Annotated in this window: 20 protein-coding genes; 5 read left to right on the top strand and 15 right to left on the bottom strand. The window is 67.3% G+C overall.

Translation table 11 applies throughout. The features are described 5' to 3' along the window. Positions 1-210 precede the first annotated feature (210 nt). Positions 211-2,385, top strand: coding sequence for a TonB-dependent receptor (locus tag CLU95_RS20240; RefSeq protein ID WP_180288649.1), 2,175 nt, complete (start codon positions 211-213; stop codon positions 2,383-2,385). Positions 2,386-2,431: 46 nt separating this feature from the next. Here CLU95_RS20240 and CLU95_RS20235 read toward each other — a convergent pair whose 3' ends face one another. Beyond that, positions 2,432-2,926, bottom strand: a complete 495-nt coding sequence (locus tag CLU95_RS20235) for a cupredoxin domain-containing protein (protein WP_099795251.1) — start codon at positions 2,924-2,926, stop codon at positions 2,432-2,434. A gap of 416 nt (positions 2,927-3,342) precedes the next feature. On the opposite strand from CLU95_RS20235, the gene CLU95_RS20230 reads away from it, so the two are divergent. Both CLU95_RS20230 and groL read left to right on the top strand, forming a co-directional pair. Further along, the gene (locus tag CLU95_RS20230; RefSeq protein ID WP_056572926.1) at positions 3,343-3,633 is read left to right on the top strand and encodes a co-chaperone GroES; all 291 of its coding nucleotides are present in this window, start codon (positions 3,343-3,345) and stop codon (positions 3,631-3,633) included. Between the two features lie 55 nt (positions 3,634-3,688). After that, entirely contained in the window at positions 3,689-5,341 is a 1,653-nt protein-coding gene (gene groL, locus CLU95_RS20225) for a chaperonin GroEL (protein ID WP_099795250.1), read from the top strand. A gap of 69 nt (positions 5,342-5,410) precedes the next feature. On the opposite strand, the gene xylB is transcribed toward groL, so the two are convergent. The 11 genes from xylB to CLU95_RS20170 all read right to left on the bottom strand — a co-directional run bounded on the left by xylB (position 5,411) and on the right by CLU95_RS20170 (position 17,145). Continuing rightward, positions 5,411-6,877: a xylulokinase gene (xylB, locus tag CLU95_RS20220; RefSeq protein ID WP_099795249.1), complete on the bottom strand. Its 1,467-nt coding sequence runs from the start codon at positions 6,875-6,877 to the stop codon at positions 5,411-5,413. Between the two features lie 52 nt (positions 6,878-6,929). Then, positions 6,930-7,871: an AraC family transcriptional regulator gene (locus CLU95_RS20215; protein ID WP_099795248.1), complete on the bottom strand. Its 942-nt coding sequence runs from the start codon at positions 7,869-7,871 to the stop codon at positions 6,930-6,932. A 15-nt stretch (positions 7,872-7,886) separates the two neighbouring features. Continuing rightward, positions 7,887-8,855 carry a carbohydrate kinase family protein gene (locus CLU95_RS20210; RefSeq protein WP_099795247.1) on the bottom strand — a complete coding sequence of 323 codons (969 nt, stop codon included), beginning with the start codon at positions 8,853-8,855 and terminating at the stop codon, positions 7,887-7,889. Positions 8,856-8,878: 23 nt separating this feature from the next. Further along, entirely contained in the window at positions 8,879-9,550 is a 672-nt protein-coding gene (locus CLU95_RS20205; RefSeq protein ID WP_099795246.1) for a transaldolase family protein, read from the bottom strand. Positions 9,551-9,564: 14 nt separating this feature from the next. Beyond that, positions 9,565-10,353, bottom strand: coding sequence for an L-iditol 2-dehydrogenase (locus CLU95_RS20200; RefSeq protein ID WP_099795245.1), 789 nt, complete (start codon positions 10,351-10,353; stop codon positions 9,565-9,567). Continuing rightward, the gene (dalD, locus tag CLU95_RS20195) at positions 10,350-11,729 is read right to left on the bottom strand and encodes a D-arabinitol 4-dehydrogenase (protein WP_099795244.1); all 1,380 of its coding nucleotides are present in this window, start codon (positions 11,727-11,729) and stop codon (positions 10,350-10,352) included. The genes CLU95_RS20200 and dalD overlap by 4 nt, the downstream gene beginning before the upstream one ends. Before the next feature lie 93 nt (positions 11,730-11,822). Then, positions 11,823-12,860, bottom strand: coding sequence for an ABC transporter ATP-binding protein (locus tag CLU95_RS20190; protein ID WP_099795243.1), 1,038 nt, complete (start codon positions 12,858-12,860; stop codon positions 11,823-11,825). 17 nt (positions 12,861-12,877) lie between these two features. Next, positions 12,878-13,702, bottom strand: coding sequence for a carbohydrate ABC transporter permease (locus CLU95_RS20185; protein ID WP_099795242.1), 825 nt, complete (start codon positions 13,700-13,702; stop codon positions 12,878-12,880). A gap of 13 nt (positions 13,703-13,715) precedes the next feature. Next, positions 13,716-14,573: a carbohydrate ABC transporter permease gene (locus CLU95_RS20180; protein ID WP_099795241.1), complete on the bottom strand. Its 858-nt coding sequence runs from the start codon at positions 14,571-14,573 to the stop codon at positions 13,716-13,718. Positions 14,574-14,712: 139 nt separating this feature from the next. Beyond that, positions 14,713-16,026, bottom strand: a complete 1,314-nt coding sequence (locus tag CLU95_RS20175; protein WP_099795240.1) for an ABC transporter substrate-binding protein — start codon at positions 16,024-16,026, stop codon at positions 14,713-14,715. Between the two features lie 183 nt (positions 16,027-16,209). Beyond that, positions 16,210-17,145 (bottom strand): LysR family transcriptional regulator, encoded by a 936-nt coding sequence (locus tag CLU95_RS20170; protein WP_180288648.1) that lies wholly within the window; start codon positions 17,143-17,145, stop codon positions 16,210-16,212. Between the two features lie 93 nt (positions 17,146-17,238). On the opposite strand from CLU95_RS20170, the gene CLU95_RS20165 reads away from it, so the two are divergent. Continuing rightward, positions 17,239-18,219 (top strand): Bug family tripartite tricarboxylate transporter substrate binding protein, encoded by a 981-nt coding sequence (locus CLU95_RS20165; protein WP_099795239.1) that lies wholly within the window; start codon positions 17,239-17,241, stop codon positions 18,217-18,219. A gap of 70 nt (positions 18,220-18,289) precedes the next feature. Beyond that, the gene (locus CLU95_RS20160; protein ID WP_257214681.1) at positions 18,290-19,327 is read left to right on the top strand and encodes a PdxA family dehydrogenase; all 1,038 of its coding nucleotides are present in this window, start codon (positions 18,290-18,292) and stop codon (positions 19,325-19,327) included. Between the two features lie 53 nt (positions 19,328-19,380). Here CLU95_RS20160 and CLU95_RS20155 read toward each other — a convergent pair whose 3' ends face one another. The 3 genes from CLU95_RS20155 to tal all read right to left on the bottom strand — a co-directional run bounded on the left by CLU95_RS20155 (position 19,381) and on the right by tal (position 22,399). Continuing rightward, positions 19,381-19,713 carry a DUF805 domain-containing protein gene (locus CLU95_RS20155; protein ID WP_099795237.1) on the bottom strand — a complete coding sequence of 111 codons (333 nt, stop codon included), beginning with the start codon at positions 19,711-19,713 and terminating at the stop codon, positions 19,381-19,383. Between the two features lie 173 nt (positions 19,714-19,886). After that, positions 19,887-21,440 carry a glucose-6-phosphate isomerase gene (pgi, locus tag CLU95_RS20150; RefSeq protein ID WP_099795236.1) on the bottom strand — a complete coding sequence of 518 codons (1,554 nt, stop codon included), beginning with the start codon at positions 21,438-21,440 and terminating at the stop codon, positions 19,887-19,889. 2 nt (positions 21,441-21,442) lie between these two features. Continuing rightward, positions 21,443-22,399 (bottom strand): transaldolase, encoded by a 957-nt coding sequence (gene tal / locus CLU95_RS20145; protein WP_099795235.1) that lies wholly within the window; start codon positions 22,397-22,399, stop codon positions 21,443-21,445. Positions 22,400-22,480 lie beyond the last annotated feature (81 nt).

Below are 22,480 nucleotides of genomic sequence, written 5' to 3'. Positions count from 1 at the left end.
CGCATCTAGAACTTTACAATTCATTCGCCGCCTCCAGCGGCCGTCACCCAGGGGTGCCACGACGGAGCTTCCTTCCGTCTGCCCGGCCCCCGCCTCACCCAGATTTTTTCAAGGCAAGGCACGACATCGCCCAGCGTCCCATGACGACGGGTTGTGCGTGCGCGTGCGCGGCTGCCTGTGCGCGACGCCGCCTTAAAAAAACTGGACAACATGAAGCCCTCTTCCCGCACTGCCACCTCTTCGCGCCCGCTGTGGCCCCTTTCCCTGCTGGCCGCCGCCACCCTCGCGTCGCTCTCGGGCGCCGCCCTGGCGCAGACCGCCGCCACCGCCTCGACCCTGAAGGAAGTGACCGTCAGCGCCGAGGACGACAAGGGTTATGCCCCCGCCGCCACCAGCACCGCCACCAAGGGCAGCGCGCCGCTGCGCGACGTGCCGCAGGCCGTGAACGTGCTGCCCGAGCAACTGCTGCGCGACCAGGGCGCCGTGTCGATGCAGGACGCCCTGCGCAACGTGCCGGGCGTGAGCTTCAACCACGGCGACGGCCAGCGCGACCAGGTCGTGATCCGCGGCTTCAGCGGCATCTCCGACTGGTTCGTCGACGGCGTGCGCGATGACGCGCTGTACTTCCGCGACCTCTCGGACACCGAGCGCATCGAGGTGCTCAAGGGCCCGGCCGCCGTGCTCTACGGCCGCGGCTCCTCGGGCGGCCTGATCAACCGCGTGACCAAGAAGCCCGTGTTCGAGCGCCGCTTCGGCGAGGTCTCGCTGGGCCTGGGCAGCCACCACTACACGCGCAGCACGATCGACCTGAACACGCCCATTGGCGAGAACATGGCCTTCCGACTGAACGTGGCGGGCGAGAAGTCGGACAGCTACCGCGACCAGCAGTTCACCGACCGCTACAACATCGCGCCCTCGCTGGCGATCAAGTTCAGCCCGCAGACCGACCTGCTGCTGCAGTACACCAACCTGCGCGACCAGCGCCTCACCGACTTCGGCATTCCGGCGCTCAACGGCCGCCCGGTCGACGTGCCCATCGGCGCCTACTACGGCTCCGCGCACGGCAAGCGCGACGACACCGTGACCAGCAAGGTGCAGACGTTCACCGCCACGCTGAACCACCGCTTCAGCGACGCGTTGAGCCTGCGCAACACCACGCGCTACTCGAGCTACCACCTGGACCGCAACAACACGCTGCCCAGCGGCACCACCGACCCGGTGCGCCTCACGGTGGGCCGCACGCGCGGCATCGTCGACCGCGACGAGAGCGGCTGGTTCAACCAGACCGACCTGACCTGGCGCAACGACATCGGCGGCTTCAAGCAGGAGTGGCTGGTCGGCGCCGAGTTCGGCGTGCAGCGCAAGCGCCTGTTCAGCGTGTCGTCGGCCACGGGCTTCGAGCGCGTGAGCCTGTTCAACCCGGTGGTCGACCCGCAGCCGATTCCGCTCGCCACGTACCTGGCCGACGGCGCGATCCCGAGCAACAGCGAGTTCAAGACCGCGGCCGTGTATTTCCAGGACCAGATCACGCTGGCGCCGCAGTGGAAGGCGCTGCTCGGCGGACGCTACGACGTGTTCAAGCAGGACACCAGCTTCGAGCGCAAGCTCGCGCCGCTGGCGCGCACCGACCGCAAGTTCAGCCCGCGCGCCGGCGTGGTGTGGCAGCCGGATGCGGTGCAGTCGTACTACGTGTCGTACAGCCGCTCGTTCCAGCCCTCGGGCGAGAACTTCGCGCTGTCCGCCGGCAACATCGACAACGCGCCCGAGATCACCGTCAACAAGGAAATCGGCGCCAAGTTCGACCTGCTCGACGGCGGCCTGAACCTCACGACCGCGCTGTTCAACCTGGAGCGCTCGGGCATCAAGAACACCGACCCGAACAACCCACGCCGCCAGATCAACGTCGGCACGCAGCGCACCAACGGCCTGGAGCTTGCGCTCAACGGCCGTCTGCCGGGCCGCTGGGACGTGAGCGCGGGCTATGCGTACCTCGACGCGAAGATGACGAAGTCGCTCGCCACCGTGAGCTCGCTGCAGCTGCCCGTGGGCGCCGCGATCCCGGTGCAGGGCAAGACCGCCGCGCTCACGCCGCGCCACTCGGCCTTCGTGTGGGCCATGAAGGACCTCGGCCACGGCTTCAGCGCCGGCGGCGGCCTGAACTACGTCAGCGCGCGCTATGCCTCGCTCAGCAACCTCGTCACGCTGCCCTCGTACCTGACCGCCGACCTCGCGGCCAACTACAAGACCGAGCGCTACGAGATCGCGCTGAACCTGAAGAACATCGCGAACCGCAAGTACTACGTCTCGGCCCACGGCAGCGTGGACAACCTGATCCTGCCGGGACCGGGGCGCGAGGTGCAGCTGACGCTGCGCGCGAAGTTCTGAGCGTGCCGGGCGGCTGCGTGTTCAACACGCGGCCGCCTCTTGGTTCTTACTTGCCGGCCTTGCCCACCAGCACCGCGCCCTTCATTCCGGCGTCGTAGTGGCCCGGCTGCAGGCAGCCGAAGTCGACCTTGCCGGCCTGCGTGAACTGCCAGACGATCTCGCCGGTCTTGCCCGCGGCCAGCGTGACCATGTTCGGATCGGCGTGCTCCATCTCGGGGTTCTTCTTCATGGCGTCGTAGTGCGCCTTGAGCGCCTTCTCGGTCCCGAGCACGAGCTCGTGCTTCAGGACCCCGGAGTTCTTGACGACGAAGCGCACCGTCTCCCCCTGCCTGACCTTGATGTCCGCCGGCGTGAAGCGCATCGCGTCCGTCATGTCGACCTGGACCGTGCGCGTCACCTTGGCGGCCACGCCGGGCTTGCCGATGGCGGCCTCGGCATCGTCATGGCCGTGGTCGCCGGCATGGGTGCCCGAGGCGGAAGCGCCGACGGCGGCCAATGCGGCCAAGGCAGCGAAAACGGTGTTGCGGAAGGTAAGAGCCATGGTGTCCTTGGAGATTGAAAGGGTGGATCGGGCGGCCTGCGCGCACATCCGTCCGGTGCTGCGAGCTGGCGTGCCGCGACTCTAGGAAGCCCGCCCCGTCAATCGCCGATCACGTGGATTACAAGGAAGCAATCCGCGCGCGGCCTCTGCATGGGTCTGAGTGGTCTTATTTCACCCGGACAAAAGAACCCCAAACGTTCCGACCGGTGGCACCCGGCAGCCCAGGGTTTCCCCGTAAAAGCACAGCCGTGCGAGACGAGGGCAAGGGCCACGCTCTTGAAAGGTCATCGAATGCCCTTATGATTAGCACTCGCTGCTGACGAGTGCTAACAGCCCTCCCATCCAGTCGACAGGTCGCCGGTTTCTCCGGCGTCCGACCACAAACAAACCCGTTTCTTACCCTTCCAGGAGATGCAATGAAACTTCGTCCTTTGGCCGATCGCGTGATCGTCAAGCGTGTTGACAGCGAAACCAAGACCGCCTCCGGCATCGTCATCCCCGACGCAGCCGCCGAAAAGCCCGATCAGGGTGAAGTCCTGGCCGTGGGCCCGGGCAAGCGCAACGACAAGGGCGAACTGGCCGCACTGACCGTAAAGGTCGGCGACCGCGTCCTGTTCGGCAAGTACAGCGGCCAGACCGTCAAGGTCGATGGCGACGAACTGCTCGTGATGAAGGAAGACGACCTGTTCGCAGTCGTCGAGAAGTAATTCTTCTCCTCCTTTCGATCTCATCCAAATTCAATCCATTCGGAGTTAATTCATCATGGCAGCAAAAGACGTAGTCTTCGGCGGAGAAGCCCGCGCACGCATGGTCGAGGGTGTCAACATCCTGGCCAACGCAGTCAAAGTGACCCTGGGCCCCAAGGGCCGCAACGTGGTGCTCGAGCGTTCGTTCGGCGCCCCCACCGTGACCAAGGACGGTGTGTCCGTGGCCAAGGAAATCGAACTCAAGGACAAGCTGCAGAACATGGGCGCCCAGCTCGTGAAGGAAGTGGCTTCCAAGACTTCGGACAACGCCGGTGACGGCACCACCACCGCCACGGTCCTGGCCCAAGCCATCGTTCGCGAAGGTTTCAAGCTGGTGGCTGCCGGCATGAACCCGATGGACCTGAAGCGCGGCATCGACAAGGCTGTCACGGCCCTGGTCGCCGAGCTGAAGAAGGCTTCGAAGCCCACCACCACGTCGAAGGAAATCGCGCAAGTCGGCTCCATCTCGGCCAACAGCGACGAAACCATCGGCAAGCTCATCGCTGACGCGATGGACAAGGTCGGCAAGGAAGGCGTGATCACCGTGGAAGACGGCAAGTCGCTGGACAGCGAACTCGACGTCGTCGAAGGCATGCAGTTCGACCGCGGCTACCTGTCGCCCTACTTCATCAACAACCCCGAGAAGCAATCGGCGCTGTTGGACAACCCCTTCGTGCTGCTGTTCGACAAGAAGATCAGCAACATCCGTGACCTGCTGCCGGTGCTGGAGCAAGTCGCCAAGGCTGGCCGTCCGCTGCTGATCATTGCCGAAGAAGTCGAAGGCGAAGCCCTGGCTACCTTGGTCGTGAACACGATCCGCGGCATCCTGAAGGTTGTGGCTGTGAAGGCTCCTGGCTTCGGCGACCGCCGCAAGGCCATGCTGGAAGACATCGCCATCCTGACGGGCGGCAAGGTCATCGCTGAAGAAGTGGGCCTGACGCTCGAAAAGGTGACGCTGGCCGACCTGGGTCAAGCCAAGCGCATCGAAGTGGGCAAGGAAAACACGATCATCATCGACGGCGCTGGCGCTGCCGGTGACATCGAAGCCCGCGTGAAGCAAGTGCGCGTTCAGATCGAAGAAGCGACCAGCGACTACGACCGTGAAAAGCTGCAAGAGCGCGTGGCCAAGCTGGCCGGCGGCGTGGCAGTGATCAAGGTTGGCGCTGCCACCGAAGTCGAAATGAAGGAAAAGAAGGCTCGCGTCGAAGACGCCCTGCACGCCACCCGCGCTGCAGTGGAAGAAGGCGTTGTGGCTGGCGGCGGCGTGGCTCTGCTGCGTGCCAAGCAAGCTGTGGGCGACTCGGTCAAGGGCGACAACGCCGATCAAGAAGCCGGCATCAAGCTGGTGCTGAAGGCCATCGAAGCCCCCCTGCGCGAAATCGTGAACAACGCCGGCGGCGAAGCCTCGGTGGTGGTGAACGCTGTGTTGGCCGGCAAGGGCAACTACGGCTTCAACGCTGCGAACGACACGTACGGCGACATGCTCGAACTGGGCATCCTGGACCCGACGAAGGTCACCCGCACCGCACTGCAGAACGCCGCTTCGGTGTCCTCGCTGCTGCTGACGACCGAAGCCATGATCGCTGACGCACCGAAGGACGAGTCGGGCGCCGGCGGCGGCATGCCTGACATGGGCGGAATGGGCGGCATGGGCGGCATGGGTATGTAATACCCGGCTGAGCTCTGCTCACCAAACGAAAGGGCCGCGCAAGCGGCCCTTTTTCATTGCGCGCGACGTTTATCGAAACTGGTCGCGCAGCGCCATGTACAGCACCTGAAAACGCGCATGCCGCGTCTTGTGTTCACCCGCCCCGTCGGATGAAGGCGTCAGCGTCTGCTTCACCGGCGGCAGCGTGCACACGTCGGCCACCGCGCCCCCATCGGCCAGCCACGCCAACCGCGCCGCACCGAGCGCACCACCGGTCTCGCTGCCTGCGTAGAGCGTGAGCTCCACCTGGAAGATGTCGGCCAGCAGCTGGCCCCACCAGACACTGCGCGCACCACCGCCCACGAGCGCGACTTCGCGCAGCGGCATGTCGGCCGGCAGGCGCAAGGTGTCGAAGCCATCGCGCAGGCCGAAGCTCACGCCCTCGACCACGGCATAGGCGATCTCTGCAGGACCGTGCGCATGCGTCAGCCCGAAGAGCACGCCTTGGGCGTTCGGGTTGTTGTGCGGCGAGCGTTCGCCCGACAGGTACGGCAGGAACAGCGGGCATCGCGCCCGGTCCGCCAGCGCGATCGACGCCGCCGCTTCGAGCAATGCCGCCTCGTCCGCGAACTTGAAGGTCTTGGTCGCCCAGCTCACCGCGCTCGCGGCCGAGAGCATCACCGACATCTGGTGCCAGCGCTGGGGCAGCGCGTGGCAGAAGGCGTGCATCGCCTGCGCGGGGTTCGGCAGGAAGCGGTCGGTCGAGACGAATACCACGCCCGAAGTGCCGAGCGAGACAAAGCCCTGCCCCGGCTCCACGAGCCCCATGCCGACCGCGCTGGCCGCGTTGTCGCCCGCACCGCCAGCGATCTTCACGCCATCGCGCAATCCCCAGCGCGCCGCCAGCTCCGACTTGAGCAGCGCGGAGATTTCGCTGCCTTCCACGAGCCGCGGCATGTGATCGCGCGTGAGCCCCGTGGCGGCAAGCAGTTCGTCGGACCAGTCGCGCGCGCCCACGTCGAGCCAGAGCGTGCCGGCCGCATCGGACATCTCGCTGACCGCCTCGCCGCTGAGCATGAAGCGCAGCCAGTCTTTGGGCAGCAGCACGCGCGCGACGCGGGCGAAGACCTCGGGCTCGTGCTCGCGCACCCACAGCAGCTTGGGCGCGGTGAAGCCGGGCATCGCGAGGTTGCCCGCGATCTCGCCCAGGCGCGGCACGGCGCGCGTGAGCGCCTCGCACTGCGCGCCGCTGCGGCCGTCGTTCCAGAGGATGGCCGGGCGCAGCACCTCGCCTGCCGCATCGAGCAGCGTGGCGCCGTGCATCTGGCCCGACAGGCCGATGGCGCGCACCTGCGACAGCGCCTCGGCATGCGCCGCGCGCAGTTCGGTCATGACCGTGTCGAGCGCCTGCCACCACTGGGCGGGCGCCTGTTCCGACCACAGCGGTTGCGGCCGGTCGACCGTGAGCGGCGCGCGTGCCACGCCGACGATGCGGTGATCGTCCGCGAGCAGCAACGCCTTGAGCTCGGACGTGCCGAGGTCGAGTCCCAGATACAAGATCGTCTCCCTGATGGCGCCTTTGGAGCAGGCGCGTTCGCCTTGAAAGAAATCAGCCGAAGCGCGTGTCGGCCTGGCGCCTGAACTCGCTGGGCGTCATGCCCTTGATCTCGAGAAAGCGCCGGTTGAAGTTCGCCACGTTGTTGAAGCCCACCTGGTAGCAGATGTCGGTCACGTAATGGTCGGTCTGCATCAACAGGTGACAGGCACTGTTGATGCGCACGCGGTTCACGAAGTCGGTAAAACTGTTGCCGGTCGAACGGCGGAAAAAGCGGCTGAAGCGGCTCTCGCTCATGCCCAGCTCGACGGCCATGTCCGACATCGAGATCGAGTCGGCCATGTTGTTGGTGATGCGATTGACGATGTCGTTGATCTGGTCGACCTGCGCATCGCCGTCGCTGCCCTGCACGCCCTGCATCTGCACGCTCGACAGCAGCCGGTAGTCGGTGCATTGCGCCAGGTCGGCCATGAACTCGCAGAACAGGCCCAGGCGCCGCACGCCGCGCGCCGCCTTGATGCGGTCCCAGTACGCCAGCGCCTGCGCCGACATGCCGAAGAACTCGATGCCGTGGCGCGCGCGGTCGAGCAGCGGCATCACGTCGCGCAGCTCGGGAATCTCGGCGGCTGCGCGCTCGATGGGTTCGTGGCGGAACTGGATCACGCGGTCGCGCCCGGCGGCACCTTCTTCGGGCACGTCGAGCGAAATCCAGTTGTGCGGCAGGCGCGGCCCGCACAGCACGAGGTGCCCGGGCTGGAACGGCCCGATCCAGTCGCCGATGAAGGCCTTGCCCGAGGTCTCGGTGATCAGGTGCAGCTCGTAGTCTTCATGGAAGTGCCAACGCACCAGCGGGCTCGGAAAGCCGTGCGCGAGGCAGCGCACCAGGCCGGTTTCTTCCGGGGCCTCGTAGCCCAGCGACGGGGAGCGCGCGAAATCGCGCTCCAGCTCGGGCTGGCGTTGGCGAGGGATCGCGCGTTTGCGGGTGGTCGTTGTCATGGCAGCACGGATCGATCAGGGCCGGGAAGCGACGGCCGCATTGTCTTCCTGCGAAAGCGCCGTGTGAACGGCTTCCAGCGTCGGTGGATCGGCGCCCTCGCGGGTGCAATTCAGGGCCGCGGCGGTGGCGGCGAAACGCATCACGGCGCGCCAGGCGTCGTCGCCCAGTTCGGCCAGTTGCGCCGGATGCGCCACGCCATGCGCCAGCAGCGCCACCGACAGCCCGGCGGTGAAGGTGTCGCCCGCGCCGATGGTGTCGACCACCTCGACGCGCGGCGCGGCCACGGTGAGCGGGGCACTGCCGGTGCGCCACAGCGTGGCGCCGGCACCGCCGCGCGTGACGACCACGGCGCGCGCGCCGGCCGTGAGGCACTCGGCCGCGAGCGCATCGACGGGCCGCCCGGGGGCGAGCAACTGGGCGTCTTCGTCACTGAGCTTGACGAGGTCGGCCATGGCGAACCACTCGGTGACACGGGCGCGGTAGGCGGCCATGTTCGGGATCAGGCTGGGCCGCACGTTGGGATCGAACACGATCACACAGCGCCCCGTGTGGGCCGCCACGAGGTCGGTGATGCGCGACGACGCCGGCTCCTGCAGCAGCGAGATCGAGCCGAAGTGCAAGAAGCGGCATTCCGCCGGCAGCTGCGGCAGCGGCTCGGGCGCCCAGGTCGCGTCGGCACTGCCGCGTGTGTAGAAGGCGTAGCGGTTGGTCTGCAGCGTGCGCTCGACAAAGGCCAGCGTCGACGGCGCATCGCTGCGCAGGATGAGGCGGGTGTCGACGCCGTTGCGTTCGAGAAAGGCCATGAGCCGTTCGCCAAACAGGTCGGTCGAGAGCTGCGTGAGAAAGCCGGTCGGCTGCCCAAGCCGCGCGCAGGCCACGGCCGTGTTGAGCGGCGAGCCGCCCTCATGGCCCAGGAACGCCAGCGAACCCCCTTCGCCGGCGGTGAAATCGATCAGGGCCTCGCCCGTGAGTGCAATGCGCATGGTGTGTTTATTTTGTGCTTCTGTCAGGGCAAGGCCCGGGCATCGGCCAGGAAACCCGCTTCGGCAGCCAGGGTGGCGGGATGGTCGAGCAGCTCGGCAAAGAGGCGCGGCGGAATGGTGATGGCGCCCACGCCCAGCGCCAGCAGCGACAGGTACGCCGCACGCGATCGGATGCTCGCCACCAGCAGCCGCGTGCCCGACGCGGGGCGCCGCGCGACCAGCGACTGCATCTGCGCGATGAGCCCGAGCCCGTCGATGCCGGCGTCTTCGAGCCGGCCGAGGTACGGCGCCGCATAGGCCGCGCCCAGTTGCGCGGCGAAGTGCGCCTGCTCGGGCGCGTACACGGCGGTCCAGGTGACGGGCACGCCCTGCGCGATGAGCTGCGCGCCCGCATCCAGGCCCTGGCGCGTGGCGGGAATTTTGATGACGAGCTGGCCGCGGTCGAACTGCGGCAGCAGTGCCTGCGCGTCTTCGAGCATGCCGTCGACTTCGCTCGAATAGACCTGCGCCTGCACCTGGCGCGCGCCCAGGTCGATGCAGCGCTTGAGCAGCCCCGGCACGGCCGCGCGGCCCACGCCGGCACGCTGCAGCAGCGTCGGGTTGGTCGTCACGCCATGCACCACCGGGTGCGGCAGGCAGGCCTGCAGTTCGGCCAGGTCGGCGCTGTCGAGGTACAGATGGAAATCGTCGTTCATGCGAAAGAGGAAGTTCAGCTCATGACATTGCCGCCATCGACATTGAGGGTCTGCGCCGTGATGTAGCGCGCCTCGTCGCTGGCGAGAAACACCGCCGCCCCTGCAATGTCGCCCGGCACGCCCATGCGCCCGAGCGGCACGTCGAGGCCGACACGCCGCTTCTTCTCGCCCGGCGCGAGCCCTTCGGCTTTGGCAAACAGGCTGTCGACATGGTCCCACATCGGCGTGTCGACCACACCGGGGGCGATGCCGTTGACGCGGATGCCGTGCGGCGCCATGGCCAGCGCGGCGCTCTGCGTGTAGCTGATGACGGCCGCCTTGGTCGCGCAGTAGTGCGACACCAGCGCCTCGCCGCGGCGCCCGGCCTGCGAGGCCATGTTGATGACCGACGCGCCCGGCGTGCCGGCCTCGACCATGTGGCGCAGCACGGCCTGCATCACGAAGAACATGCCCTTCACGTTGACGGCGAACAGTCGATCGAACGAGGCTTCGTCGCTATCGAGCAGCGGCGCGAGGTCGAACACGGCGGCGTTGTTGAACAGCGTGTGAATGGGGCCGAAGGCGACCTGTGCCGCGGCCAGCATGTGCGCGATGGCCTGTGTGTCGGTCACGTCGGCCGCGATGTAAGCGAGGCTGTCGGGGTGGCGCTTCTGCAGAGCCCGCACTGCATCGGGCGCGGCAGTCGCGCGGTCGATCACGCTGCAGCGCGCGCCCTCGGCGATGCAGGCCTCGGCCACGGCCAGACCGATGCCGCCGGCGGCGCCGGTCAGCAGCACATGGCGGTCCTGCAGCCGGCCGCTCATGGCGCGGCCTTCTCCGCGATGAAGCGCGCCACGCGCTCGCCGGCACGGCGCACCGCGTCGACCAGCCGCGCATCGCCCGCGAGGCTGCCCCACAGCCCGGCATCGGCGCACAACGCCGCCACCGGGTCGGCCGCGTCACAGAGGGCGTGCGCCACGGCGTCGTCCATGCTCTGGTCCTGGTAGGCGTAGGGCAGCTCGCCCCGATGCCAGCGCTGCAGGAACGCGAGGAACAGCGCAGGCAGCATCGCCACGCTGTCGATGCCCTGCCCCGCCGCGAGGCGCTCGCGCACGGTCGGTGCGATGAAGCCCGGGATCTTCGAAAAGCCGTCGGCCGCCACGCGCTGGTTGGTGTCGCGGATCGCGGGGTTGCCGAAGCGGTCGAGCACCACGTCGCGGTAGGCCGCGAGGTCGATCGGGCTCGGGCTCAGGCACGGGATGACGTCGTCGGTCACGTAGTCGAAAGCCATCCGGCGAATGGCCGCGTCGTGCGTGCCTTCGTGGATGAACCCCAGCCCCGCCAGCGTGCCCGCCCAGGCGATGCAGCTGTGCGTGGCGTTGAGGATGCGGATCTTGGCCTCCTCATACGGCTGCACCGAGTCGACCAGCTCGGCACCCACGCGGTCCCAGTCGGGCCGGCCGGCGACGAAATCGTCTTCGATCACCCACTGGATGAAGCTCTCGCCCGTGACCGCGGCGCCATCGTCGCGGCCCGTGGCGGCCTGCACGCGCGCGCGCAACTCGGGCGGGGGCCGCGGCGTGATGCGGTCGACCATCGCGTTCGGGCAGCGGGTGTTGGCATCCACCCAGGCCTGCAGCGGCGCGTCGCCGACCAGCGCGATGAATTCGAGCAAGCCCGCGCGGAAGCGGTCGCCGTTGTGGCGCAGGTTGTCGCAGTTCAGCAGTGTCACGGGGCCCGCCTGCGCGGCACGCCGTGCCCGCAGGATCGCGCAGACCGCACCGTAGATCGTCTCGCCGGCCTCGCCACGCCGCGCGCGTTCGATGTCGGCCGCGAGGTCGGCGAACGACAGGTCCAGCCGGCCCTTGGTGTCGAGGTAGTAGCCCGCCTCGGTCACGGTGAAGGAGACGATGCGCGTGGACGGCGCGGCGCCGCGCGCAATCACTGCGGCCAGCGACGGTTCGTACGGCAGCACTTCGCGGATCGCTTCGATCTGCTCGTAGCGGTACTCGCCGGCCGGCGACACCGTCTCGAGCGTGTAGCGCCCGCCCTGGGCCTGCAACGCTGCGACGACCTCGGCCATGTCCGGCCGGATGTTGGCGCCCGACAGCGACCAGCGGGTGTCGCCCGCATCGATCAGCCGCTGCAGGTAGACGGCCTGGTGGGCACGGTGGAACGAGCCGAGGCCGAGGTGAAGCACCGTGAATTCCGAAGGCGCCGGTGGGGTGGGCACGAGGGCCGCTGCTGCTGCGAGGGTCACAGGAAAGGTCCGGAAAAATGAAGTGAGGTCGGGTCAGGCGGCCACCGCGCGGCCTTCGCGGCTGAACAGGTGCAGCACGGACGGATCGAGCTCGACCGCCACGTCGTCACCAGCCTGCAGCGGCGTGCGCTCGTTCTGGCGCGCGATGAGCGGCACGCCGCCCACGTGCACGTGGATCAGCGTGTCGGCACCCAGCGCTTCGATGAGCTCGACGCGGCCTGGCACGCCAGCGGCTGCGTTCTGCTTCGGATGCACGCGCAGGCCTTCGGGACGCACACCCAGGAAGCCGTCGCTCGGCAGGCGCCCGCCGGTCGCAGCGGAAAAGCTCGGGATCGCGCTCGCCGCGACCATGTTCATCGACGGCATGCCGATGAACTGCGCGACGAACTGGTTGGCCGGGCGGTCGTAGAGCTCGAGCGGCGTGCCGACCTGTTCGATGAGGCCGTCCTTCAGCACCACCACGCGGTCGGCCAGCGTCATGGCTTCGACCTGGTCGTGCGTGACGTAGATGGTGGTCGCGCCCAGCGCGCGGTGCAGCTTGTGGATCTCGACACGCGTGTTGCCGCGCAGCGCCGCGTCGAGGTTCGACAGCGGCTCGTCAAACAGGAACACCTTCGGCGCGCGCACGATGGCGCGGCCGATGGCCACGCGCTGGCGCTGGCCGCCCGACAAATCCTTCGGCGTGCGGTCGAGGTACTGCGTAAGGTTCAGCGTCTTCGCCGCGTGCTCGACCTTGGTCTTGATCTCGCTCTTGGGCACGCCCGCGAGCTTGAGCGCGAAGGACATGTTGTCGTACACGCTCATGTGCGGGTACAGCGCGTAGCTCTGGAACACCATCGCGAGGTCGCGCTTGCCCGAAGGCGCCCAGGTGATGTCCTTGCCGTCGAGCATCAGGTTGCCGCTGGTGATGGGTTCGAGCCCCGCGATCAGGCGCAACAGCGTCGACTTGCCGCAGCCCGAAGGCCCGACGAAGACGATGAATTCGCCTTTCTGGATTTCGAGGTCGACGCCCTTGATGATGTGGACGTCACCAAAGCTCTTCTTGATGTTCTTGAGTTCGAGGTAGGCCATGAGATGTCTCCCTTTCTTTACTTGACGGCGCCGAAGGTCAGGCCCTGCACGAGCTGCTTCTGGCTGAACCAGCCGAACACGACGATGGGCGCGATGGCCATCAGCGAGGCAGCCGATAACTTGGCCCAGAACAGGCCCTCGGGGCTGGAGTACGAGGCAATGAGCGTGGCCAGCGTGCCGGCCTTGGCGGAGGTGAGGTTCAGGGCCCAGAAGGCCTCGTTCCAGCTCAGCACCAGGCACAGCAGGCCGGTCGATGCGAGCCCGCCGACCGACAGCGGCAGCACGACGTGGCGGAACTCGGTCCACAGGCTGGCGCCGTCCATGCGCGCGGCTTCGAGGATCTCGTTCGGAATGTCCTTGTAGGCGCTGTAGAGCATCCAGACCATGATCGGCAGGTTCGACAGCGTGAACACGATGGTCAGCGCGGTGAGCGAATCCAGCATGCCGGCGGTCTGCGCGAGCACGTAGATCGGCACCAGCGCACCGACGGCCGGCATCATCTTGGTGGAGAGCATCCACATGAGGATGTCGCGCGTCTTCTTCGTGCGAAAGAACGCCATCGAGTACGCGGCGGGTGCGGCGATGAGCAGGCCCAGGATGGTCGAGCCCAGGCTGGTGATGAGCGAGTTGCGCGCATACAGCAGGTAGTCGCTGCGGCGCTGCACTTCGCCGAAGTTGTCGAGCGTGGGCTCGAAGATGAACAGCGGCGGCACGTGGATCGCCTGCAGCTCCGTCTTGAAGGCCGTGAGGAACAGCCAGCCGAGCGGGAAGAACAGGAGCAGTGCCACGGCCCACGCACCGACGGTGCGCAGCAGCTGGGGAAGGAAGTTGCTGGGTTGCATGGTCGTTCCTTCTTCAATCAAGGTTCTTGCCGATGATGCGGATGAGGAACACCGCGACGATGTTCGCCAGCACCACCGCGAACAGCGCACCGGCGGAGGCCACGCCCACATCGAAATTCATGAGCGACTGCTTGAAGATCATGTAGGTCATGTTCGTGCTCTCGTTGCCCGGGCCGCCATTGGTGGTGATGGCGATCTCGGCGAACACGCTGAGCAGGAAGATCATCTCGATCATGATCACGACCGCCATCGGGCGGCCGAGGTGCGGAATGGTGAGATAGAAGAAGCGCTGGAACGAACTCGCGCCGTCCATGCGCGCGGCTTCCATCTGCTCGCGGTCCAGCGACTGCAGCGAGGTGATGAAGATCAGGCAGGCAAACGGCAGCCACTGCCACGCCACCATGATGATCACGGAGAACAGCGGCACATCGGTGAGCCAGTCGACCGGCTGCGCGCCGAAGAAGCGCCACAGGTCGGCGAGCACACCATAGATCGGGTTCATCATCATGTGCTTCCACAGCAGCGCGTTCACTGCGGGCATGACGAAGAAGGGCGAGATCAGCAGCACGCGCACGATGCCGCGGCCCGGGAAGGGCTCGTTCACCAGCAGCGCGAGCAGCACGCCGAACACCACCGTGATGACGATCACGCTGCCGATGAGCAGCAGCGTGTTCCACGTGGCCGGCCAGAAGTCGGGGTCGGTGACGAAATAGTGAAAGTTCTCGAGGCCCGCGAACGTGCGTTCGCCGGGTTGCATGAGGTTGTAGTTCACGAACGAGAAGTACAACGTCATCAGCAGCGGCACGATCATCCAGAGGAAGAGCGTGAGCACGGCGGGCGCCATGAGGGCGCGGGGCAGGAGTCTTTTCATGGTCTGTTCCTCTCTGGCTGTTGCCCCCTCTCCCGCACGCGGGAGAGGGTTGGGGTGAGGGCATGCGGCCCCGGCGGTGGGCATGCCGCTGCCCCCTCACCCTGCCCTCTCCCCGAGGGGAGAGGGGAAGAAGCGCGGCTTACTTGTAGTAGCCGGCCTTCTTCATTTCGCGTTCGGCAGCAAGCTGCGAGGTCTTCAACGCCTGGTCGACCGTGACCTTGCCCGACAGCGCCGCGCTCATCTGCTGGCCCACCGCCACGCCGATGGCCTGGAACTCGGGAATGGCCGCGTACTGCACGCCGACGTACGGCGACTTGGGCAAGGTGCTGTCGCTGAGGTTGGCGCTGTCGATGGCCTTCTTCTCGGCGGCGGCGAACTTGGCGACCTTCTGGAACTCGGGGTTCGCGTAGGTCGACTTGCGCGTGCCGGTGGGCACCGTGCCCCAGCCGTGCTCCTTGGCGACGAGGTTGACGTACTCCTTGGAGGTCGCCCACTTCACGAAGGTCTGTGCGGCGGCGCCCTTGGTCGAGCTGGCCGGAATGGCGAGGTTCCAGGTCCACAGCCAGTTCGCGCCCTTGGGCGTCACGGCGACGGGTGCCTGTGCGAAGGCCACCTTGTCGGCCACCTTCGACTGCTTGGGATCGCTGATGAACGAGGCCGCGATGGTCGCGTCGACCCACATGCCGCACTTGCCTTCGTTGAAGAGCGCCAGGTTCTCGTTGAAGCTGTTGGCCGAGGCGCCCGGCGGGCCGTAGGCCTTCATGAGGTCGACGTAGAAGTTGATCGCGTCCTTCCAGGGCTTGGTGTCGATCTGCGGCTTCCACTGCATGTCGAACCACTGGCCGCCGTTGGTGTTGACCAGCGTGGTCAGGAAGGCCATGTTGTCGCCCCAGCCCGGCTTGCCGCGCAGGCACATGCCGTACAGGCCGCCCTTGGGGTCATGGATCTTGCCGGCCAGTTCCTTCACCTGCACCCAGGTGGGCTGCTCGGGCATCTTGAAGCCGACCTTGTCGGCCAGGTCCTTGCGGTACATGAGCATCGAGCTCTCGCCGTAGAACGGGGCGGCGTAGAGCTTGCCTTCGTGCGACAGGCCGGCGCGAATGGCGGGCAGCAGGTCGTCGGCGTCGTAGGCGGCATCGGTGGCGATGGGCTGCAGCCAGCCCTTCTTCGACCAGATCGGCGCTTCGTACAGGCCGATGGTCATCACGTCGAACTGGCCGCCCTTGGTGGCGATGTCAGTGGTCACGCGCTGGCGCAGCGTGCCTTCTTCGAGCGTGACCCACTTGAGCTTGATGTCGGGGTTCGCCTTTTCGAAGAAGGGCGTGAGCTTCTGCATCTCGATCATGTGGCCGTTGTTGACGGTGGCGATCACGAGTTCGGTGGGGGCTGCCTGGGACGCGAGGCCCGCGCCGGCAAGTGCGAGGACGAGGCCCGCTTTCAGAAAACGCTTCATGTTGTCTCCTAGAGGTGAGCGACGCCCCGAGATCGTGGTCGCCGTGCCCGGATTCTGGAGAAACGCGCTTGCAGCTTTGGTACTTCGACCGCCGCTACCTGTACGCTCTTGCACCAGTTATCTAGTGAATTCCCTAGTCAACGCAATACAGCATGGAAAACCTTCGGTCTGAAGTTCTCACGATCAGGCCTGCCCACCCAGCAGCTGGCGCCGGAACTGCGCGGCCGCCGGCGACAGCGCGCGGTCTTCGCGGGTGATCAGGCAGATCGGCGGCACGCGCACGGGCAGCTCGACCGGCACCGTGCGCAGAACGCCCAGCCGGCCGTAATGGTTGGCCTGCGAGGCCGGCATGACGGCCGCCATGTCGGAGTTCTCCAGCAGGGCCGTGATGGCGATGGGCGATGCCGTTTCGATGATGTCCAGCCGCGCCTGGATGCCCGCCTCGCGCATCGCGGCCTCGAAGCGCCCGCGCTGCGGCGAGCCCGGCGGCTGCAGCACCCACGACCAGGTCGCCATCTCGGCCAGCGTGACCGTGGCCGCGCGCTCGAACACCGGGTGCGCCGCGCGCACCACGACCACCTGCGACTCGCCCAGCAGCGGCACGCTCGCGTACTTGGCCTCATCGTGGCCGTCGGTGAGGCGGCCCAGCACGAGGTCGACGTCGCCCTGCTCCAGCTGCGCCTGCATCACGTCGCTGGTCTCGACCACCACCGACACGGCCACCTGCGGATGGCGCAGGTGGTACGCGACCAGCGCCGGCGCCAGCAGCTCGGGCACGGCGCCCGGCACGCTGCCCACGCGCAGCGCCCCGCTCAGGCCCGAGCGCAGCGCGAGCATTTCCTCGCGGGCGGTGCCGAAGTCGCTGAGCACGCGGCGGGCGTAGCGGATGAGGATCTCGCCGTAGGGCGTGGGCGCCATGCCGCGCGCCGAGCGTTCGAAGAGCTGTTCGCCCAGCGACTCCTCCAGCTGCTGCAGCAGCTTGGTGGCCGCGGGCTGGCTGATGTTCATGGCCTCGGCCGCGCGGCCGAGGTGGCGGTGCGCGTCGAGCCGGGCCAGCAACAGCAGCTGGCGCGGCCGGACGTGGAGCATCAGCGAAGCGTCGGCGAGGCCTGTATTCATGCACAAAAGTATATGGAGCTTCGGCCTTTTTCGATTGGATCGCGCGCCCGAAGCTCCGTAGGCTCGGGGCCACAACAAGCAGGAGACGACGCGATGAATCCCTTTCCCCTGGCGCGCCATGCCGGCGTGGCAGCGCTGCTGGCGCTGGCGGCCTGCCTGAGCGCGGGTGCGCAGCCGGCCTACCCCGACAAGCCGCTGCGCATCCTGGTCGGCGCCTCACCCGGCGGCGGCACCGACATCCTCGCGCGCGTGCTGGCCGACAAGTTCGCGCCCGTGCTCAAGCAGCCCGTGACGGTGGAGAACCGTCCCGGCGCCTCGAACACCATCGCCGGCGAACTCACGGCCCGCGCGCCGGCCGACGGCGCCACGCTGCTGCTGGCCACCAACACGGCGCAGGCCGTGGCCCCGCACATCCTCAAGCTCAAGTACGACCCGCTGAAAGACCTGCAACCCATCGGCCTCGTGGCCGTGATGCCCAACGTGCTGGTGGTGTCGGCCAACTCGCCCTACCGGTCGGTGAAGGACCTGCTCGCGGCCATGGCGGCCAAGCCGGGCGGCTTCAAGTACGCGTCGTCGGGCATCGGCAGCACGCAGCACGTGGGCGGCGAGGCCTTCAACCTGGCCACGGGCATGCGCTCGATCCACGTGCCCTACAAGGGCAGTTCGCAGGCCCACATCGACATCATCTCGGGCGAGGTCGAGATGATGTTCGACAGCACCTCCTCGGCCATGGGCCAGATCCGCGCAGGCAAGTTCCGCGCGCTGGCCGTGAGCGCGCCGCAGCGCTCGCCCGAGCTGCCCGACGTGCCCACGCTCGCCGAGCAAGGCATCAAGGGCGCCGACGTGTCCACCTGGTACGGCCTGTACGTGACGGCCGGCACGCCGCGCGCCGCCGTCGAGCGGCTGAGCGCCGAACTCACGCGCACGATGAACCTGGCGGACGTGCAGTCGCGCATCAAGGCACTCGGCGGCGAGCCCGGCACGCTGACCGGCGAGCCCTTCGCGGCGATGAACAAGCAGGAGTTCGACCACTACGGCCAGCTCGTGCGCGCGGCGCGCATCAAGGCCGAGTGAGGCCGACCCTTCCCTTCTCTTTTCCCCACATCCATTGCCGACCATGCCAACCCCATCGACAACCCCGAGCGTGACCTCCGCCAAACCCCGCATCGCCGTGCTGCTCGGCGACCCCAGCGGCGTCGGCCCCGAGATGGCCGTGAAGCTGCTCGCGCGCCAGCGCAACCTCGACGCCGCGCGCGTGCTGCTGATCGCCGACCCCGTTGTGCTCGCGCAGGGAGAACGCGTGGCAGGCATGAAGCTCGCCCCGCTGCAGGTGAACGCCCTCGACGACCTGCGCTTCGAGGACGGCCGGCTGAGCCTCCTCAGGCGCGACTGGATGGCGGGCGAGGAGCCCGTGCTCGGCGAGTCGAACGAACGCTCGGGCCGTGCCTCGTTCCAGGCGCTCGAAGACGCGACCGTAGCCGTGCGACGCGGCCAGGCCGATGCGATCCTTTTCGCGCCCCTCAACAAGCATTCGCTGCGGCTCGGAGGCCTGACGCACGAGGACGAGTTGCGCTACATGCAGGAGCGCTTCGCCGTGACCAGCTTCGTCTGCGAGTTCAACCTCACCGGATCGCTGTGGACCTCGCGCGTGACCTCGCACATTCCGCTGAAGGACGTGGCGCGGCACATCACCGTGGAAGGCGTGAGCGACGCCGTGAAGATCATCGCGTCGGCACTGCGTCGCGCGGGCGTGGCCCAGCCGCGCATCGCCGTGACCGGGCTCAATCCGCACGCGGGCGACGGCGGCTCGATCGGCATGGAAGAGATCGAGATCATCGCGCCCGCCATCGAACAGCTGCGCGCCGAAGGCTACGACGCGCGCGGCCCGTTCTCACCCGACACCGTGTTCATCGGCGCACGGCGCGGCGATGTCGATGCGGTGGTCTCGATGTACCACGACCAGGGCCAGATCGCGATGAAGCTCATGGGCTTCGAACAAGGCGTGACCTTGCACGGCGGCCTGCCGGTGCCGGTGGCCACGTCGGCGAGCGGCAGCGCCTTCGACATTGCCGGCAAGGGCATGGCGCAGATCGAAGGGCTGCAGCAAGCCTTCGACCTGTGCGTGCGGATGGCAAGCGGTGCGCCTGCTGCACCCGCGTCCGTCGAAGCGGCGGTGGCCTGAGCTGCTGGCGCCGCAAAAGAAAAGGGCCGCATGTGCGGCCCTTGGCAGAAGGATCAGGCGCTCGGTGGTTCGCCGTAAGCGTTGCTCTCCGGCTGCGACGGCTGAACGAAGAAGTAGATCAGCACGAGATTGATCAGCGGGATGATCGACAGCAGCAGAAACCAGCCGCTCTTGCCGATGTCGTGCAGGCGGCGCGCGCCTACGGCGAGTGCGGGCAGAAGCAGGCCCAGCGCTGCGATGACGTACACGTATTGATGGATCAGGCCCGTGATGATGAGCACCCCGAACTGGGCCAGAAAAAACCACCAGAATTCCGAACGCGACGCACGACCGCTGAAGTCGGTGTACTTGGCGATGCACGTCTTGACCGCTGTTTGAAAGTCCATTGACTCGCTCCTCTTGATGAATCCCAGGGAAATTTCCCCGGGGCCATCATATCGGCGCACTGTGCAACGACAAACTCGGCCAAACCGGCCACCACGCTGCAAACCAATGGCCTAACGGCCTAGTGATTAGAGCGTTTGGCCAAGGCTTGCAGGGGTTGCAGTGACGTGTGCCGTCAGGCGCTCAGCCGCTTCAGCAGCCCGGCCGTCGAGGCGTCGAGCCCCGAGACATCGCCCGAGGCGAGGCGCGGCTCGATGTCGCGCGCCAGCACCTTGCCGAGCTCCACGCCCCACTGGTCGAAGCTGTTGATGCCCCACAGCGCGCCGCTGGTGAACACGCGGTGCTCGTACATCGCGAGGAAGGCGCCCAGCGCTTCGGGCGTGAGCTTCTCGAACACGAAGAAGGTGCTCGGCCGGTTGCCCGGAAAGTTCTTGTGGCCGCCTGCGTCGAGCTTGCCGACCATCAGCGCCTGTGCCTGTGCGAGCGCGTTGGCGAGCAGCTTGGCATGGTGGCCTTCGAGATCGTGCGAGGCGTCGCGCACCGCCATGAATTCGAGCGGGATCACGTCGGTGCCCTGGTGCAGCATCTGGAAGTAGGCGTGCTGCCCGTTGGTGCCGGGCTCGCCCCAGAGCACGGGCGACGTGCCGAAGGCCAGCGGGGCGCCGCTCGCATCGACCTGCTTGCCGTTGCTCTCCATCTCGAGCTGCTGCAGGTAGGCCGGCACGCGCTTCAAGGCGCTGTGGTACGGCGCGATGCTGCGGCTCGTGAAGCGGTGGAAGTTGCGGTACCAGACGTCGAGCAGGCCCAGGCGCACCGGCAGGTTCTGCTCGAGCGGCGCGGTGCGGAAGTGCTCGTCCATTGCATGCGCGCCCGCCAGCAGCCGGCGAAAGCCGTCGGCACCGATGGCCAGCGCGATCGGCAGGCCGATGGCCGACCACAGCGAGTAGCGGCCGCCCACCCAGTCCCAGAAGCCGAAGGTGGTGGCGATGCCGAACTCCTTCGCGGCCTCGACGTTGGTGGTGAGCGCGGCGAAATGGCCAGCGATGTCGGTGCCGCCCGATTGCTCGTACCAGCGTTTGGCCGAGCGCGCGTTCGCCATCGTCTCGGCCGTGGTGAAGGTCTTCGACGCAACCAGGAACAGCGTGTGCTCGGGCGCCAGGCCCTTCAGCACGCCCGCCAGCTCGTGGCCGTCGACGTTCGAGACGAAGTGAAAGCGCTTGCCCGGCGCCACGAATTCCGCAAGCGCCAGCACCGCCATCTGCGGGCCGAGGTCGGAGCCGCCGATGCCGATGTTGACCACGTCGGTGATCGTGTGGTCGCTGCGCACCTTCTCGGCGTAGGCCAGCATGGCGTCGAGCGTGGCGTGCACCTCGCGCAACTCGGGGGCCGTCTGGCGGCCGGTGGCCGCATCGGCCGGCGCGCGCAGCAGCGTGTGCAGCACGGCGCGGTCTTCGGTGTTGTTGATGTGCGCACCCGCGAACATGGCGTCGCGGTGGGCCTCGAGGCCGCATTCGCGCGCCAGCGCGAACAGCAGCGCCTCGGTGCGCGCGTCGATCAGGTTCTTCGACAGGTCGGCAAAGACGTGGGGCGCTTCCTGGCTGAAGCGCGCGAAGCGCCCGGTGTCGTCCACGAAAGCATGGCGAAGGTCGAACTGGCGACCGGCCGTGTCGAAGCTGGACTGCAGTTGCGCCCAGGCCGGCGCGCGGTCACAGCGCAGGGTCATGGTCATGTTTACTTGCCGCTTTCCTGCATGAGCTTTTCGAGCTTCACGGCGTCGGCCGCGAAGGCGCGGATGCCCTCGGCGAGCTTCTCGGTGGCCATGGCGTCTTCGTTGAGCGCGAAGCGGAAGCCGGCTTCGTCGTAGCTCACCTTCTCTGCGTTGCCGCTCGCGGCGGCCTTGGCATCGAGCGCGTGCGTGAGCGGCGCGTTGCTTGCGGCCAGTTCGGCCAGCAGCTCGGGGCTGATGGTCAGCAGGTCGCAGCCGGCGAGCGCCTGGATCTGCCCCACATTGCGGAAGCTCGCGCCCATGACCTCGGTCTTGATGCCCTGCTGCTTGTAGTAGTTGAAGATCTCGCGCACCGACTGCACGCCCGGGTCGTTGGCGCCCGCGCTGGCCGCTTCGTCCCACTTGGCACCGGCCGACTTCTTGTACCAGTCGTAGATGCGGCCCACGAAAGGCGAGATGAGCTGCACGCCGGCCGCGCCGCAGGCCACGGCCTGCGCGAACGAGAACAGCAGCGTGAGATTGGTGCGGATGCCCTTCTGCTGGAGCAGGCGCGCGGCCTCGATGCCTTCCCAGGTGGAGGCGACCTTGATCAGCAGGCGCTTCTCGGTGTCGATGCCTTCGGCCTTGTACAGCGCCACGATGCGCTCGCCGCGGGCCACGGTGGCAGCGGTGTCGAACGAGAGGCGGGCGTCGACTTCGGTGGAGACGCGGCCCGGAATGATGGAGAGGATTTCGGTGCCGAAGCGCATCAGCAGGCGGTCGATGACCTCGTCGAGCGGCTTGCCGGCGTGCGCCTTCACGGTCTCGTCGAGCAGCGGCCGGTATTCGGCCTTCTGCACGGCCTTGAGGATCAGCGACGGATTGGTGGTCGCGTCCTGCGGCTTGGAAATGCTGAGCTGCTTGAAGTCGCCGGTGTCGGCAACCACGGTGGTCCACTGGCGGAGTGCATCGAGTTGGTTCATGAAATCAATTATCCGGGGAGGGGTGTGACAAGTCCTGCACGCAGTTGCGCATCGGGCGATGTTTTCATGCGAACCGTAGCA

The organism is Variovorax sp. 54 (assembly GCF_002754375.1).
Lineage (GTDB): Bacteria > Pseudomonadota > Gammaproteobacteria > Burkholderiales > Burkholderiaceae_C > Variovorax.
This window is presented reverse-complemented; position numbering and strand designations above follow the sequence as displayed.

What these genes read in the sequence shown, in the direction of transcription:
- pgi (WP_099795236.1), bottom strand. Translation starts at nt 21,440, where the DNA reads ATGACCATGACCCTGCGCTGTGACCGCGCGCCGGCCTGGGCGCAACTG.
- CLU95_RS20230 (WP_056572926.1), top strand. Translation starts at nt 3,343, where the DNA reads ATGAAACTTCGTCCTTTGGCCGATCGCGTGATCGTCAAGCGTGTTGAC.
- CLU95_RS20215 (WP_099795248.1), bottom strand. Translation starts at nt 7,871, where the DNA reads ATGACAACGACCACCCGCAAACGCGCGATCCCTCGCCAACGCCAGCCC.
- CLU95_RS20205 (WP_099795246.1), bottom strand. Translation starts at nt 9,550, where the DNA reads ATGAACGACGATTTCCATCTGTACCTCGACAGCGCCGACCTGGCCGAA.
- CLU95_RS20235 (WP_099795251.1), bottom strand. Translation starts at nt 2,926, where the DNA reads ATGGCTCTTACCTTCCGCAACACCGTTTTCGCTGCCTTGGCCGCATTG.
- CLU95_RS20190 (WP_099795243.1), bottom strand. Translation starts at nt 12,860, where the DNA reads ATGGCCTACCTCGAACTCAAGAACATCAAGAAGAGCTTTGGTGACGTC.
- CLU95_RS20180 (WP_099795241.1), bottom strand. Translation starts at nt 14,573, where the DNA reads ATGAAAAGACTCCTGCCCCGCGCCCTCATGGCGCCCGCCGTGCTCACG.
- CLU95_RS20210 (WP_099795247.1), bottom strand. Translation starts at nt 8,855, where the DNA reads ATGCGCATTGCACTCACGGGCGAGGCCCTGATCGATTTCACCGCCGGC.
- CLU95_RS20175 (WP_099795240.1), bottom strand. Translation starts at nt 16,026, where the DNA reads ATGAAGCGTTTTCTGAAAGCGGGCCTCGTCCTCGCACTTGCCGGCGCG.
- CLU95_RS20200 (WP_099795245.1), bottom strand. Translation starts at nt 10,353, where the DNA reads ATGAGCGGCCGGCTGCAGGACCGCCATGTGCTGCTGACCGGCGCCGCC.
- groL (WP_099795250.1), top strand. Translation starts at nt 3,689, where the DNA reads ATGGCAGCAAAAGACGTAGTCTTCGGCGGAGAAGCCCGCGCACGCATG.
- CLU95_RS20155 (WP_099795237.1), bottom strand. Translation starts at nt 19,713, where the DNA reads ATGGACTTTCAAACAGCGGTCAAGACGTGCATCGCCAAGTACACCGAC.
- CLU95_RS20165 (WP_099795239.1), top strand. Translation starts at nt 17,239, where the DNA reads ATGAATCCCTTTCCCCTGGCGCGCCATGCCGGCGTGGCAGCGCTGCTG.
- tal (WP_099795235.1), bottom strand. Translation starts at nt 22,399, where the DNA reads ATGAACCAACTCGATGCACTCCGCCAGTGGACCACCGTGGTTGCCGAC.
- CLU95_RS20170 (WP_180288648.1), bottom strand. Translation starts at nt 17,145, where the DNA reads ATGAATACAGGCCTCGCCGACGCTTCGCTGATGCTCCACGTCCGGCCG.
- CLU95_RS20240 (WP_180288649.1), top strand. Translation starts at nt 211, where the DNA reads ATGAAGCCCTCTTCCCGCACTGCCACCTCTTCGCGCCCGCTGTGGCCC.
- CLU95_RS20185 (WP_099795242.1), bottom strand. Translation starts at nt 13,702, where the DNA reads ATGCAACCCAGCAACTTCCTTCCCCAGCTGCTGCGCACCGTCGGTGCG.